At 71.7% G+C, this 14,283-nt stretch carries 12 protein-coding genes; 7 read left to right on the top strand and 5 right to left on the bottom strand.

What is annotated here, in order from left to right:
- The first annotated feature begins 4 nt into the window (after positions 1 to 4).
- The 4 genes from IE277_RS22510 to IE277_RS22495 all read left to right on the top strand — a co-directional run bounded on the left by IE277_RS22510 (position 5) and on the right by IE277_RS22495 (position 3,818).
- Positions 5 to 1,219 (top strand): carbohydrate-binding protein, encoded by a 1,215-nt coding sequence (locus tag IE277_RS22510; RefSeq protein ID WP_189955168.1) that lies wholly within the window; start codon positions 5 to 7, stop codon positions 1,217 to 1,219.
- 126 nt (positions 1,220 to 1,345) lie between these two features.
- Positions 1,346 to 2,122 carry a polysaccharide lyase family 7 protein gene (locus IE277_RS22505; protein WP_189955166.1) on the top strand — a complete coding sequence of 259 codons (777 nt, stop codon included), beginning with the start codon at positions 1,346 to 1,348 and terminating at the stop codon, positions 2,120 to 2,122.
- A gap of 94 nt (positions 2,123 to 2,216) precedes the next feature.
- Positions 2,217 to 2,681 carry a hypothetical protein gene (locus IE277_RS22500; protein WP_189955164.1) on the top strand — a complete coding sequence of 155 codons (465 nt, stop codon included), beginning with the start codon at positions 2,217 to 2,219 and terminating at the stop codon, positions 2,679 to 2,681.
- A 180-nt stretch (positions 2,682 to 2,861) separates the two neighbouring features.
- A complete protein-coding gene (locus IE277_RS22495; RefSeq protein WP_189955162.1) occupies positions 2,862 to 3,818 on the top strand; it encodes an SMP-30/gluconolactonase/LRE family protein in 957 nt (318 codons plus the stop codon).
- A 45-nt stretch (positions 3,819 to 3,863) separates the two neighbouring features.
- Here the strand turns inward: IE277_RS22495 and IE277_RS22490 are convergent, their stop codons facing one another.
- Positions 3,864 to 7,238, bottom strand: a complete 3,375-nt coding sequence (locus tag IE277_RS22490) for a pyruvate carboxylase (RefSeq protein ID WP_189955160.1) — start codon at positions 7,236 to 7,238, stop codon at positions 3,864 to 3,866.
- 237 nt (positions 7,239 to 7,475) lie between these two features.
- Entirely contained in the window at positions 7,476 to 8,393 is a 918-nt protein-coding gene (locus IE277_RS22485) for a hypothetical protein (RefSeq protein WP_229881902.1), read from the bottom strand.
- A gap of 250 nt (positions 8,394 to 8,643) precedes the next feature.
- Between IE277_RS22485 and IE277_RS22480 the strand changes: the two genes are divergently transcribed.
- The 3 genes from IE277_RS22480 to IE277_RS22470 all read left to right on the top strand — a co-directional run bounded on the left by IE277_RS22480 (position 8,644) and on the right by IE277_RS22470 (position 11,490).
- Complete coding sequence (locus tag IE277_RS22480; RefSeq protein ID WP_229881901.1) at positions 8,644 to 9,036, top strand: NAD-binding protein; 393 nt, start codon at positions 8,644 to 8,646, stop codon at positions 9,034 to 9,036.
- Between the two features lie 29 nt (positions 9,037 to 9,065).
- Positions 9,066 to 10,232: an iron-containing alcohol dehydrogenase family protein gene (locus IE277_RS22475; RefSeq protein WP_189955158.1), complete on the top strand. Its 1,167-nt coding sequence runs from the start codon at positions 9,066 to 9,068 to the stop codon at positions 10,230 to 10,232.
- 100 nt (positions 10,233 to 10,332) lie between these two features.
- The gene (locus IE277_RS22470; RefSeq protein ID WP_189955156.1) at positions 10,333 to 11,490 is read left to right on the top strand and encodes a PP2C family protein-serine/threonine phosphatase; all 1,158 of its coding nucleotides are present in this window, start codon (positions 10,333 to 10,335) and stop codon (positions 11,488 to 11,490) included.
- Between the two features lie 82 nt (positions 11,491 to 11,572).
- Here IE277_RS22470 and IE277_RS22465 read toward each other — a convergent pair whose 3' ends face one another.
- From IE277_RS22465 to IE277_RS22455, 3 genes are all read right to left on the bottom strand, one after another.
- Positions 11,573 to 12,079, bottom strand: coding sequence for a hypothetical protein (locus tag IE277_RS22465; RefSeq protein WP_189955154.1), 507 nt, complete (start codon positions 12,077 to 12,079; stop codon positions 11,573 to 11,575).
- Positions 12,080 to 12,403: 324 nt separating this feature from the next.
- Positions 12,404 to 13,219 (bottom strand): SAM-dependent methyltransferase, encoded by an 816-nt coding sequence (locus tag IE277_RS22460; RefSeq protein WP_189955294.1) that lies wholly within the window; start codon positions 13,217 to 13,219, stop codon positions 12,404 to 12,406.
- Positions 13,220 to 13,272: 53 nt separating this feature from the next.
- On the bottom strand, positions 13,273 to 14,148 hold the full coding sequence (locus IE277_RS22455) for a Sco1979 family transcriptional regulator (protein WP_189955152.1): 876 nt from the start codon (positions 14,146 to 14,148) through the stop codon (positions 13,273 to 13,275).
- Positions 14,149 to 14,283 lie beyond the last annotated feature (135 nt).

Raw genomic sequence — 14,283 nt, 5'->3', positions numbered from 1 at the left:
CGCAGTGAGACGTCTTCGGGCATGTCTGGGCGCGGCGGCCGCCGTCACGCTCGCCGCCGCCGGCACCACGGCGCTCGTCGCGAGCAACGCCTCGGGCGCGACCACCGCGCTCGGCAACCGGTGGTACGCCGCCGCCCCCTATCTGATGCCGCTGGACAACGACCCGCCGGACCCGGCCGCCATCATGGACGCCACCGGCCTCAAGGCCTTCCAGCTGGCCTTCGTCCTCGCCCCCGACGGCGGCGGCTGCTCGCCGACCTGGGGCGGCACCGCCCCCGTCGGCTCGGACACGGCCGTGCAGTCGGTGATCAACACCATCCGCGCCAAGGGCGGCGACGTGTCGGTCTCCATCGGCGGCTACGGCGGCACGAAGCTCGGCCAGGCCTGCGCGGACGCCGCGTCCACGGCGGCGGCCTACCAGCAGGTCATCACCAAGTACGGGCTGCACGCCATCGACTTCGACCTGGAGGAGCCGGAGTACGAGAACACCGCGGCGATCCACAACGAGATCGGCGCGGCCAAGATCCTCCAGCAGAACAACCCCGGGCTGTACGTCTCCGTGACGACGGCCGGCACCGCGGACGGCACCGGCTGGTTCGGCAAGCAGATGCTGCTGGAGGCCAAGTCCCAAGGCTTCACGCCGAACAACTTCTCCATCATGCCGTTCGACGGCGGCTTCAACGGCGCGGCGAGCCAGACCAGCGCCCTGACCAACTTCAACTCGATCCTGCAGTCGACCTTCGGCTGGGACCAGGCGACCGCCTACGCCCACGAGGGCTTCTCCGGCATGAACGGCCGCAGCGACTCGGGCGAGTACTTCAGCCAGGCGGACTTCCAGACCGTGCTGGACTACGCGACGAGCCACAACATGGACCGGTTCACGTTCTGGTCCCTGAACCGCGACCGGCAGTGCAGCCCGCCCGACAACGGGGGCCGCACATCCGGGACGTGCTCCAGCGTGGCACAGACCTCCTGGGACTTCGCCAAGTACTCCGTGCGGTTCGCCGGAGTGACCCCGCCGACCACGACGCCGACCCCCACTCCGACGCCGACACCCACCCCCACCTCCTGCAAGACCGCCTGGAGCGCCTCGGCGGTGTACACGGGCGGCGACGAGGCCTCGTACGCGAACCACAACTGGAAGGCCAAGTGGTGGACCCAGAACGAGGCGCCCGGCGCCTCGCAGTGGGGGCCGTGGCAGGACGAGGGCGCCTGCTGAACCTCTTGACGTGTCTGGTTCAGACCTCTAGCTTCTCGGGTCACCGAACGACCAAGGATGCGTTCAGCGTTCAGCATGTTGAACGCATCCGCCGGTCCGACATCCGGTCCGACGAAGGGACCCCCCATGACCCGAACCCGGCTCCTCGCACTGCCGACGGCCGCGGGCCTCGCCTTCGCCCTCTTCCTGCTCGGCAGCCCCAGCGCCCTCGCCGCCCACCCGCATACCGCCCCCGGCGGCACCTTCGACCTGTCCGTGTGGGAGCTGCAGGAGCCCGTCGGCTCCCCCGGCAGCCCGACCACCATCCCGTCGTCCCGGCTGCGGGGCGCGAACGGCTACCAGGACGCGTACTTCTACACCGACACCCACGACGGGGCGATGACCTTCTGGGCACCGGAGAAAGGCGTCACCACGCCGAACTCCGACTACGCCCGCTCCGAGCTGCGCGAGATGAACCGCGACGGCAGCCCCGCCGACTGGGCGCTGTCCGGCGCGCACAGGATGAGCGCGACCCTGCGCGTGGTGTCCGTGACGAAGAACGTGTGCGTCGGGCAGATCCACCTCGGCAGCGGCGGCTCCTCCACCAAGCCGCTGCTGGAGCTGTACTACCACGCGAACGGTGACATCGTCCTCGGCACGGAGAACTCGCCGTCCGGCGGCCAGACTCCGCACACCGTGGGGCATGTGCCGACCGGCAAGACCTGGAGCTACAGCATCGCCGTCTCCGGCGGCAACACCATCGATCTGACCGTCAACGGCACCGTCACCCACTACGGCATCCCGTCGTCCTTCAAGCAGTACAAGCAGTACTTCAAGGCCGGCTCCTACAACCAGTCCTCCTCGGACAGCACCACGAACGGCGCCCGTGTCGCGTTCTACGGCCTGACCGTCAAACATGGCTGACACGCGGTCCGACCTGCGCGACTGGTGCAATCGGGCGTAGGGTCGTAGCGTCAGGTGAACGCGGTCGGACACAGCACAAACGGTGGGAGCGACCATGCGCGGATCAGTGATGGGAACGGCGGTCACCCTGGCAGCGGGCACCTTGCTGACAGCGGCGATGACGACGACAGCGGCGGCCAGTCCGCCGACCGCGACCACCACACCTGTCAAGGCCGCTCAGACACACACGGTGCTCGTCGACTGCTTCTTCCATCGCAACGTCCGCCCGGAGGACTTCATTCTGGCGTGCGGCGACGGCAACAGCCGGCTGGTCGACCTGCACTGGACCCAGTGGGGCCCGGACGGTGCGCAGGCCTTCGGTCTGAACATGGTCAACGACTGCAAGCCGTACTGCGCGGCCGGGACGTTCCACGCCTACCCGGTCGTCATCCGGCTCAGCGGACAGAAGACGTGGCAGCGGCATCCGTCCTTCGAGCGGTTCGCCAACATCAGCCTGACCTACACCAACGCCAGGCCGGACACGTTCAAGCAGGTCATGACCTACCCTCTCTGGGACTGACAGCTCCTCTGACGGACAGCTCCGCTGCGGGACCGACAGCCGGGCACCCCGCCACCGGCCCCGGCCGGTGGTCCACTCGGGCGATCTTCCGCCCCGGCTCCCCGGATCGGCGGCCCCTGCGCCCTCATCTTGGTGTGACCCTGTCCGCGGCGCCGCGTGCGCCGTCCGAAGAGAGGTCACATGCCCCGACTCCACCGCCTGGCCGGTGCCGCCACAGCCGTGCTCGCGCTCGGCCTGCTCGCGGCGGCTCCGGCCGCCGGCCAGGAGCCCCACGTCGGCGACGCACACATCGTCGCCCACTTCGCGCTGAACGCCGGTCAGACCCCCGAGAACATCGCGCTCGAAGCGGACGGCTCCGCCGACCTGACCTTCGCCTTCGCCCGTCAGGTCGCCCATGTCGCCCCGGACGGCGGCACACGGATCCTCGTGACCCTGCCGGACGTGCCCAACCCCGCCAACCCGCTGGTCCACAGCGCCATCGTCACCGGAATCGCCCGCGCACACGACGGCACGCTGTACGTCGGCTACGCCACCGGCACCAGGAAGACCGGCATCTGGCGCCTCGTCCCCGGCGAGGCGCCCGAGCAGATCACCGAGTTGCCCCCGACCGGGTTCCCCGACGGTCTGGCTCTCGACGAACACGGCGGCGTCCTCTACGCCGCCGACTCGGTCCTCGGCACGATCTGGCGCATCCCGCAACAGGGCGGCCCCGCCACGGCCTGGGCGAAGGGCGCGGCCCTCGATCCGCTCCCGGAACCCGCCCGCGGCTTCGGCGCCAACGGCATCAAGGTCCGCCGCGACGCCGTATGGGTGTCCAACACCGACCGCGGCGCGCTGCTGCGCGTCCCCGTCCGCGCGGACGGCACCGCCGGCCCGATCGAGACACGGGCCACCGGGCTGGACGGCATCGACGACTTCGCCTTCCCCGGCACCGGAACGACCGTGCTGGCCGCCACGAGCACCACCGACGCGCTTCTTCTCGTGCGGCCGAACGGACGCTCCACGGCGCTGCTCTCCGGTCGCAACGGGCTGTCCAACCCGACGTCCGTGGCCGTCGGCGGCGGCACCGTGTACGTGACGAGCGCGGCGTACTTCACGCAGCGGGATCCGAATCTGGTGCTCGCGCGACTCCGGTGACGCGGTCAGCCGTCCGCGGGTGCGTCGTGGCCGGTCGCGCCGGGCTCAGGTCAGTTCGACCAGGAGGTCGCCGCCCTCGACCTGTTGGATGCGGTTGATGGCCAGCCGGGACACGCGGCCCGCCTTGGGGGCGGTGATGGTGGCTTCCATCTTCATCGCCTCGATCGTGGCGACGGTGGCACCGGCGGCGACCTCGTCGCCCTCGGCCACCGCCAGGGTCACCACGCCGGCGAACGGCGCCGGTACATGGCCGGGGTTGGCGCGGTCGGCCTTCTCCGTCACCGGGACGTCCGAGGCCGCGGCCCGGTCGCGGACCTGGATGGGGCGCAACTGGCCGTTGAGCGTGGACATCACGGTGCGCATACCGCGTTCGTCGGCCTCGCCGATCGCCTGCAGTTCGATCAGCAGCCGGACGCCGGGCTCCAGGTCGACGGCGTACTCCTTGGCCTGGCGCAGGCCGTAGAAGAAGGCCTTGCTGTCCAGGACGCTGGTGTCGCCGTAGGCCTGCCGGTGGGTGTCGAACTCCCGGGTCGGGCCGGGGAACAGCAGCCGGTTGAGGGTGGACCGGGGGTCCTTGGCCAGTCCCTCCCGGTCCTCGGCGGACAGTTCGGGCGCCGGCTTGGCCGCGGCCCGGCCCTTGAGCGCCTTGGTACGGAACGGCTCGGGCCAGCCGCCGGGCGGGGTGCCCAGCTCGCCCCGCAGGAAGCCGATGACCGAGTCCGGGATGTCGAACTTGTCGGGCGTCTCCTCGAAGTTCTCCGGGGACACGCCGGCGCCGACCAGATGCAGCGCCAGGTCGCCGACCACCTTGGAGGACGGGGTGACCTTGACCAGGCGGCCGAGGATGCGGTCCGCGGCCGCGTACATGGCCTCGATGTCCTCGAAGCGGTCGCCGAGGCCGAGCGCGACGGCCTGGGTGCGCAGGTTGGAGAGCTGGCCGCCGGGGATCTCGTGGTGGTAGACGCGTCCGGTCGGGGAGGCGAGGCCCGCCTCGAAGGGGGCGTAGACCTTGCGGACGCCCTCCCAGTACGGCTCCAGGTCGCCGACGGCTTGGAGGTCGAGTCCGGTGGGGCGGTCGGAGTGGTCGGTGGCGGCGACGAGCGCCGACAGCGACGGCTGCGAGGTCGTCCCGGCCATCGAGGCCACCGCGCCGTCCACGGCGTCGGCGCCCGCCTGGATCGCGGCGAGGTAGGTGGCGAGCTGGCCGCCGGCCGTGTCATGGGTGTGCAGGTGTACGGGCAGGTCGAACTCGCGGCGCAGCGCCGAGACGAGCTTGGCCGCGGCCGGGGCGCGCAACAGTCCGGCCATGTCCTTGACGGCGATGACATGCGCGCCGGCCTCGACGATCTGCTCGGCGAGGCGCAGGTAGTAGTCGAGGGTGTAGAGGCGTTCGGCCGGGTCGCCCAGGTCGGCGGTGTAGCAGAGGGCGACCTCGGCGATCGCGGTGCCCGTCTCGCGTACGGCCTCGATGGCGGGGCGCATCTGGCCGACGTCGTTGAGGGCGTCGAAGATACGGAAGATGTCGATGCCGGTGGCGGCGGCCTCCTGCACGAATACGTCGGTCACCTCGGTCGGGTACGGGGTGTAGCCGACGGTGTTGCGGCCGCGCAGCAGCATCTGGAGGCAGATGTTGGGCACGGCCTCGCGCAGCGCCGCCAGCCGCTCCCAGGGGTCCTCGGCGAGGAAGCGCAGCGCCACGTCGTACGTGGCGCCGCCCCAGCACTCCAGGGACAGCAGCTGCGGCAGGGTGCGGGCGACGACCGGGGCGACGGCGAGGAGGTCCTTGGTGCGCACGCGGGTGGCCAGCAGCGACTGGTGGGCGTCGCGGAAGGTGGTGTCGGTGACGCCGAGGGTCGGCGACTCGCGCAGCCGGCGGGCGAAGCCCTCGGGGCCGAGGTCGACGAGGAGTTGACGGGAGCCGGCCGGGGGCTCGCCGGCCGGCAGCGACGGCAGTTTGGTGAGCGGGTCGAGCAGGTCGGGGCGTCCGCCGTGCGGCTTGTTCACCGTCACGTCGGCGAGGTAGGTGAGCAGTTTGGTGCCGCGGTCGGCGGAGGTGCGGGCGGTGAGCAGATGCGGACGCTGCTCGATGAAGGAGGTGGTGACCCGGCCCGCCTGGAAGTCGGCGTCGTCCAGCACGGCCTGGAGGAACGGGATGTTGGTGGCCACGCCGCGGATGCGGAACTCGGCCACGGCACGCCGGGCGCGGCCGACGGCGGCCCTGAAGTCCCGTCCCCGGCAGGTGAGTTTGACCAGCATCGAGTCGAAGTGCGCGCTGATCTCCGTACCGGCGTGGGTGGTTCCGCCGTCCAGGCGGATGCCGGAGCCGCCCGGGGAGCGGTAGGCGCTGATCCGGCCGGTGTCCGGGCGGAAGCCGTTGGCGGGGTCCTCGGTGGTGATACGGCACTGCAGTGCGGCGCCGCGCAGGGTGATGGTGTCCTGGGCGAGGCCGAGGTCGGCGAGGGTCTCGCCGGCGGCGATCCGCAGCTGGGCCTGGACCAGGTCCACGTCCGTGACTTCCTCGGTCACGGTGTGCTCGACCTGGATGCGCGGGTTCATCTCGATGAAGACATGGTTGCCGGCGGGGTCGAGGAGGAACTCGACGGTGCCCGCGTTGCGGTAGCCGATCTCGCGGGCGAAGCGGACGGCGTCGGCGCAGATGCGGTCCCGCAGTTCGGGGTCGAGGTTCGGCGCGGGGGCCAGCTCGATGACCTTCTGGTGGCGGCGCTGGAGCGAACAGTCGCGTTCGTAGAGGTGGATGACGTTGCCCGCGCCGTCGGCGAGGATCTGCACCTCGATGTGGCGCGGGTCCACGACGGCCTTCTCCAGGAAGACGGTCGGGTCGCCGAACGCGGAGGCGGCCTCGCGGGAGGCGGCCTCGATGGACTCGCGCAGCTGGGCGGGGTCCTCCACGCGGCGCATACCGCGCCCGCCGCCGCCCGCGACGGCCTTGACGAACACGGGGAAGCCGATCTCCTCGGCGGCGCGCACCAGTTCGTCGACATCGGTGGAGGGCTGGGAGGAGCCGAGCACGGGCACGCCGGCCGCCCGGGCGGCGGCGACCGCGCGGGCCTTGTTGCCGGTCAGCTCCAGGGTGGCGGCGCTCGGGCCGACGAAGGTGATGCCCGCCTCCTCGCAGGCGCGGGCCAGTTCGGGGTTCTCGGACAGGAAGCCGTAGCCCGGGTAGACGGCGTCGGCACCGGCCCGGCGGGCGGCGCCCACGATCTCCTCGACGGAGAGATAGGCCCGCACCGGGTGCCCCGGCTCGCCGATCTCGTACGCCTCGTCGGCCTTCTGCCGGTGCAGTGAGTTGCGGTCCTCGTGCGGGAACACGGCGACGGTGCGCGCACCGAGTTCGTAGCCCGCCCGGAACGCGCGGATCGCGATCTCTCCACGGTTGGCGACCAGCACCTTGCGGAACATCCTGGATTCCCTTCAGCTGCCTGCCGGCGACGAACACCATGGTGTCAGCCACGCCCTGCCGTACCTCGCGGCAACCCTAGGGGGTGCCCGCTCGTGTCGACGTGCGAAAACCATCACATTGACGGGGTGGGCAGCGCCACAGGGCGGTGCGCCGGGATCAGCGGGATCGAGCCGGATCCAAGGGGATCCAGGGGAATCCGAGGGATCCGGGGAGGGATCCGAGGGATTCCGGTGCGATCAGCGTTCCAGGGCCGTCATCGCCGCGTCCGGGGAGCGGCCGGCGGCCGCCCGCGGGGGCACGGACCGGTGGGGTGCGGGCGCCGGCAGCACCGACGGCCCCGAAAGCTCCGGCGCCGCCTTCGCCGGGGGCCGCGCGGGCGCGGGGATCACCGCCGGCCCGGCGTGCGCGAACCCGCGTTCCCGCACGCGCAGCAGGATCCGCAGACGTGCCTGGAGGTGTGCGCGGCGACCGTGCAGAAGGCCGAGGACGATCGCCGTGCCCACGGCGATCAGATGCTCGCGGCCGGCCAGGTTGGGGACGGCGACGGACTCCCACACCATCGAGCCGCCGGTCATCGTGAACACCACCGGGGCGCGTCTGATCACCGACAGATAGGTGAACAGGCCCACGACGGCCGCGGAGGGCCCGGTGTCGAGGACGTGTGCGCACGCGGGCGGCAGTCCGAGGCCCCACCAGCCGGGACCCGCCGCGACCATCACGCGGGCGGCGAGGGTGCCCGCCACGGTGGTGGCGTAGGCGATCGCCAGGGTGCGGGCGCGGCCCAGGACGGCTTCGGCGAGTGCGAAGGAGAGGAACAGCGTGGTGATGCCCGCCCAGACGGGCAGGTCGAGCGCCGGGACGTACAGCGACACCGGGGAGCGCAGCAGGGAGAGCCACAGCGGCAGATCAGCCCTGACGCCGCCGAGCCGGGTGACCCAGAGGGCTCCGGCCGGGTGCTGGGCGATGTCGTGGAAGAAGACGACTCCGAACGCGGCCACGAACCCCAGCAGGAGCCCGGACAGCCCGCGGCGCACGAGGCGGTGCACCGGGTCGACGACGATGGAGTGCCACTCGGCGCGCAGGATGCGGCCGGTGAAGCGGGCGAACCGTGCGAGCAGCGAGCAGCACCACGGGACGGGCCCTTCAGTCGTCATGAGACACGGCAGCCCGTCGCCTTCGGCTCCCCCGACATGTCCATCGCCCCCTCCATCCCGGGCCGGGCAGTCCGGCCGCAGGACGCATTTCCGTCATCCGCCCGTTTGGGTCGCCATCGTATAGATGTACGGATCTTCCCTCGCCGGCCCACCCCTCCTCCGGTGTGGGGCTCTGCGGTGGTGAGGCCCGATCGGTGACAGTTCAGCGAGCCGGGAGGCGGGCGTCAAGATCCATAGCGCAAGCACGCGGGTGTGGGAAGACCCACAGGTCCACGGAGGGCGGAATCCGGGGCGGGAGGGAACCTCACCCCCCTCGGATCCGTCTTCCCCCGCAAGCCCCTGTACCGCTCTTCGGCCGAAGGCCTTCTCCTCCGTCGTCCTCGCCGACGGCGACTACGACGACTCCTTCGCGATGGCGCTGGCCTGCAAGGATCTCGGCCTCGCCGTGGACCTCGGCCGCGATCTGGGGGTCTCCACGGAACTGTCGGCGCTGGTCGAGCAGGTCTACCGCCGCGCCAAGGCCCAGCACGGCGCTCTGGCGGGCGAGATGAGCCCGGTGCGACTCTACGAGGCGCTGGCCGGGCGGGAGTTCAGGCTGCCGCCCCCGACCGCCACGCTCGACGCCGCCCCCGTCACGGTCTGACGCCACCGAGTCCTTCCAGGAGCCGCACCATGACCGACAGCCTCACCCCCCTGAGCCTGGACACCGTCTGCCGGGTCGAGTTCGGCCCCGGCCGCGTCGAGCTGCTGCCCGAGCTGATCGCGGACACCGGTCATCACCGCGCGTTCGTCGTCACCGACCGGGGACTGCGCGCGGCCGGGGTCGCCGACCGCGTCCTGAAGATCCTGGACCTGGCGGGCGTGGAGTACGCCGGCTACGACGACGTGGCGCCCAATCCGTCCACCGGGAGCGTCGACGCGGGCGCCGCGCGAGCCCGTGCGTTCGGTCCCGCGGTGCTGATCGCGCTCGGCGGCGGCTCGGTGCTGGACGCCGCGAAGGGCATATCCCTGCTGGTGGGGAACCCGGACGCGGTCGCCGCCGACGCCGACCACCTGTGGGAGGCGGCGGACGGGCTGCCGTTGATCGCCGTGCCGACGACCTCCGGGACCGGCGCGGAGACCAATGGCTTCGGTGTCATCGAGGACGCGGCGGCCTGCCGCAAGGTGTACATCGGCCACCCGTCCGTCACACCCCGCATCGCCCTGCTCGACCCGGAGCTGACGCTCGGCCTGCCGTCGGCGGCGACGGAGGCGACGGCGGCGACCGGCATCGACGCGCTCGTCCACGGCATCGAGTCGCTGGCCTCGCGCGGCGCCAACGCGTTCTCGCCGGCGTACGCCGCCCAGGCCGTGGGCATGGTCGGCCGTGCGCTGCCGCGCGCCCATCGGGACGGGTCGGACCTCGACGCCCGTGCCGAGCTGATGATGGGCGCGCATCTGGCGGGCCAGGCCCTCACCCTGTCCGGGCTCGATCTGGTCCACGGCATCGGCCACGCCCTCACCGCCCACACGGGCACCCCGCACGGCGTCGCCCTCGCGGCCGTGCTGGAGGAGGTCATGGAGTTCAGCGCACCGGCGGCGCGGGAGGCGTACGAGCAGACGGCGCGGGCGCTGAGGGTGCCGCCGCCCGCCGACGGCGACGGGGCGCGGGCGGCCGTCACCGCGGTACGGGAGCTGTCCGGCGCCCTGGGCATCAAGGGGCCGCTGCGCGCCCTGGGCGCCGACCGCGCTCTGCTGCCGGCGGTCGCGGCGGGCTCGGTCGCGGACGCGGTCACGAAGAACGCGCCACCGCTGCCGCGGGAGCAGAAGGTGCCGGCGATTCTCGACGAGGTGTACTGAGCCCGGCGCTCCGCCGGGACCGCTCCTCTTCTTCCCGCGTGACGTGCGTCTTCCTTCCGCGTGACGTGCGTCGCGTCCGCGCGGGGAGCACGCTGTAGGAATGAGACCCCGGCTCAGGGCGCTTCCGCGGCAGCCGTGGCAGTCGACGCACGCTCTGCTGCTGCTCCCGATCACGCTGATCGTGGTGATCACGGTGGTGGACATGCAGGCCCCCTACAACGTCCACCTCGGTCCGGCCCTGGTGATCGCGCCCGCGCTCACCCCCTCCATCGCCGGTCCCCGGACCACGGCGGCCATCGGGGGGCTGGCGCTGGCCGCCCAGATCCTGATCGGGGTCACCCATGGCGGAATCGGCACCACGAACCACGTCGTGCAGATCATCACCCTCGCGGTGCTGTCGGTGATTCTGGTCGTCTACAGCGCCCTGCGCGAGCGCCGGCAGGCCCAGCTGGCCCAGGTCCGCACGGTCGCCGAGGCCGCCCAGCATGTGCTGATGTGGCCGCTGCCCGAGCAGATCGGCCCACTGCGGATCGCCTCGCTGTATCTGGCCGCCGAGGACGAGGCGCAGATCGGCGGCGACCTGTACGCGGCGACCCGGACGGAGAGCGCCGTACGGGTCCTGATCGGCGATGTGCGCGGCAAGGGGCTGTCCGCCGTCGGTGAGGCCGCACTGCTGCTCGGGGCCTTCCGGGAGAGCGCGCACCGGCACATCCCGCTCGTGGACCTGGCCGCCCTGCTGGAGCAGAGTGTGACCCGGTACGCGGCGGAGCTGGACCCGCCGGAGTTGGCGGGCGAGCGGTTCGCCACCGCGCTGCTGGTGGAGATCCCGGACCAGGATCCGGTCACCCGGATGACCAGCTGCGGCCACCCGCCGCCGCTGCTGCTGAGCCCCGGCCACGCGGTCACGGTGCCGAGCCTGCACCCCTCACCCCCGCTCGGGGTGCACGCTCCGACCGAGCACACGCTGGACGTGTTCTCCTTCGAGCCCGGCGACACCCTGCTGCTCTACACCGACGGTGTGGTGGAGGCGCGGGACCCCCGCGGCCGGTTCTATCCGCTGGCCGAGCGTGCGGTGCGCTGGACCGACGACAGTCCCGAGGCGCTGATGCACCATGTGCGGCGCGATCTGCTCACCCATGCCGGGGGCCGGCTGGATGACGACGCCGCGCTCATCGCGCTGCACCGCACGGCTGCCGAACGGCGCCGCCACCACGGGCACGGCCGGGTCGCCGACGTGAACGCCCTCCACCACGGCTGACGCCTCCCGGGCCGCGGCGGTTAGTCATGGCAGGCGTGAGCCCCGCCCCGAGTGGGGCGGGGCGGGGCCGCACGCCCCCCGGTCAGCGGACCGACCTGAGGTCGGTGATCTTCAGGGTCTTCAGATCGGACTGGACGTCGATCTTGCTGACCTCGGCATGCGGTCCGTCGCCCCAGGTGAGCGTGACACGGCTGGTGGCATGGCCGGAGCCGGAGCCGGAGCCGGTGTAGGCGACCTTCCACTTCACCGGCACGTTCTGTGCGAAGAGGATGCCGTCGGCGTGCTCCTTCTTCTCGAAGGCGGCGACCTTCTTCTGGGCGGCCGCGGAGAGATAGAAGGCCCGCAGCGCGTCGGCGGCGGCACCGGCGGACTTGTCGTCGGTGGCCCAGACGGCGTCGATGTAGGCGCCGTAGAAGTCGGCCACGTGCTGGGTGGCATTGCGCGGGTCGCCCTGGGCGGAGGACACGGCGGTGGCGCGGGTGGTGTGGCTCGCGGCGGTCCCCGCGAGGGCGGGCGTCACGGCGGCGAGGGTGAGTCCGCCGGTGAGGGCCACGGCGGTGATCAGGGTCTTATGACTGCGAACGGACATACGTCTCATTCCCCCGGTTTCCATCACGACCAGGCCGAATCCCGGCCTTCGACGGACTTTAAGACCGCATTTCCCTCGCGCCGGTTCCGCTTCTCCAGGTTTTTTTCCACGCAATTCCCGGAACATGAGGCATCGGAAAGGTTGGGCTGAATTCCGGACGTGTTTCCACGTCCTTTCGGTCATTTCCGTCACCCGGCATGCGGGGGCCGCCGGTCCCGCCGCGTGGAAATGAGGAGGGGCCGGGGTCCGGGAGGTGGGTTCGGACCCCGGCCCCTGGTCTGTGCGGGCCTGACGGCCGGCCGGTGCGGGCCTGTCGGCGGGTGGTCAGGGTTTGCGGGCGACCGCCCCGTACATCGCGATGTCCTCGTCGCGGATGCCCTGCTCACCGGTGCCGTCGGGGTGCCACTTGTGCACCTGGACGATGCCCGGCTCGACCAGCTGGAGCCCCTCGAAGAACGCGTGGGCCTCGTCGAGGGTGCGCAGCCGCATCGGCATGTTGCGGGCCGCGTACTCGCGGGCGACCCGGCCCACCTCCGCGGGCGCGAACTCGGCGGTGCCGATGGACATCGCCAGGTAGCTGCCGGACGGCAGCGGCTCCAGCAGCCGGCGTACGACGCCGACCGCGTCGTCCTCGTCGAGCATGAAGTGGACGATGGCGATGACCGTCAGGGCGACCGGCCGGTCCAGGTCCAGGGTCTCGCGCAGCTCCGGGGCCTCCAGGATGGCCGCCGGGTCACGGAAGTCGGCCTCGATGTAGGAGGTACGGCCCTCGGGCGCGCTGGCCAGCAGGCCCTGCGAGAGGGTGAGGACGATCGGGTCGTTGTCGACGTAGACGACCCGGGACCCGGGGGCCACGGACTGGGCTATCTCGTGCAGATTGGGCGAGGTCGGGATGCCCGTGCCGATGTCCAGGAACTGGCGCATGCCCGCCTCCTCGGCGAGAAAGCGCACGGCGCGGTTCATCCAGTCGCGGTTGGCGCGCATGTGCACCGGGAGCGCGGGCCACTCCCGGGCCATGGCGTCGCCCGCCTCCTGGTCGGCGGGGTAGTAGTCCTTGCCGCCGAGGATGTAGTCGTAGATGCGGGCTGAGTGGGCGTTGTGGGTGTCGATCCGGTCGGCCGGCCATCCGTTGTCGGGCAACGCCATGTCTCCCATTCGGGTCGGGGGCGGGGGCTTGCGTACGGGCAGGTGCGTCACAGCTCCTTGCGGATCGCGCCCAGCAGTGACTCGGTCTTCCTGGCCGGCGCGGCCTGCGCGCCGAGCCGGTCCAGCGCCTCGCGGTACACCACGACGTCGCCGGCCTTGTCGAGGTAGACGGCCCCGACCAGGCCGTTGAGGTAGACGATGTCGGGCAGTTCACGGGCCCGGAACCGGAAGAGGTGGTAGGCGCCCGCCCGCATCGCCGGGTGCGGGCCGTGCGCGAACGGCATGAGCTGCAGGGTCACCTGGGGCAGCCGGTTGACCTCGACGAGGTGGTCGATCTGCGCCCGCATCACCCGCGTCCCGCCGACCGGCCAGCGCAGCGCGGTCTCGTCCATCACCACCCACACCCGGGGCGGCGTGTCGCGGGCCAGCAGCTCCTGGCGGCGCATACGCAGCGCGACCCGGCGTTCGGTGGCCTCGGCGGAGGCATGCGGATTCTCGGCGGCGAGCAGGGCGCGGGCGTAGTCCTCGGTCTGCAACAGACCGTGCACGAACTGGTTCTCGTACGCGCGGATCTGCAACGCGGCCTGTTCCAGACTCAGATAGGCGGCGAACCAGTCGGGCATCACATCGCGGTAGGTGTGCCACCAACCGCGCTTGTTGGCCTCGCGCACGGACTGCAGGAAGGTGTCGATCTCGTCCCGGTCGCTGACGCCGTAGACCTGGAGCAGCTTCTCGGCGTCCGTGAGCCGCAGCCGGGCCACCTTCGCGGCTTCCATCCGGCGGATCGTGGAGTGGCTGACACCGATGGCGGCGCCCGCCTCGTCGTAGCTGAGGCCGGCCCGGGTCCGCAGGTCCTCCAGCTGTCGCCCGAGGATCATGCGCAGGACGGAGGGTGCGCCGCCCCAGTCGGTCTCCGCGGTCACCCCCACACCCCCTCACCAGGTCGCCCAAGGACACTGTCGCCCTCGATCTCTTCCCCGAACCATTCGATCACGTTCCGGCCGAAGCAGCATGCACTTGGCCACTTGCAAATTTCAACTTGCCGGTTGCGGAGCGTT

The sequence above is a fragment of the Streptomyces alanosinicus genome, from assembly GCF_014650595.1.
Lineage (GTDB): Bacteria > Actinomycetota > Actinomycetes > Streptomycetales > Streptomycetaceae > Streptomyces > Streptomyces alanosinicus.
Note: the sequence above shows the minus strand (reverse complement) of the source record. Positions and strands in the feature narration are given on the sequence as shown.

Bases quoted from the DNA above. Each gene is read 5' to 3' on its own strand.
- IE277_RS22505 (WP_189955166.1), top strand. From the start codon at position 1,346: ATGACCCGAACCCGGCTCCTCGCACTGCCGACGGCCGCGGGCCTCGCC.
- IE277_RS22500 (WP_189955164.1), top strand. From the start codon at position 2,217: ATGCGCGGATCAGTGATGGGAACGGCGGTCACCCTGGCAGCGGGCACC.
- IE277_RS22495 (WP_189955162.1), top strand. From the start codon at position 2,862: ATGCCCCGACTCCACCGCCTGGCCGGTGCCGCCACAGCCGTGCTCGCG.
- IE277_RS22490 (WP_189955160.1), bottom strand. From the start codon at position 7,238: ATGTTCCGCAAGGTGCTGGTCGCCAACCGTGGAGAGATCGCGATCCGC.
- IE277_RS22485 (WP_229881902.1), bottom strand. From the start codon at position 8,393: ATGACGACTGAAGGGCCCGTCCCGTGGTGCTGCTCGCTGCTCGCACGG.
- IE277_RS22475 (WP_189955158.1), top strand. From the start codon at position 9,066: ATGACCGACAGCCTCACCCCCCTGAGCCTGGACACCGTCTGCCGGGTC.
- IE277_RS22470 (WP_189955156.1), top strand. From the start codon at position 10,333: ATGAGACCCCGGCTCAGGGCGCTTCCGCGGCAGCCGTGGCAGTCGACG.
- IE277_RS22465 (WP_189955154.1), bottom strand. From the start codon at position 12,079: ATGTCCGTTCGCAGTCATAAGACCCTGATCACCGCCGTGGCCCTCACC.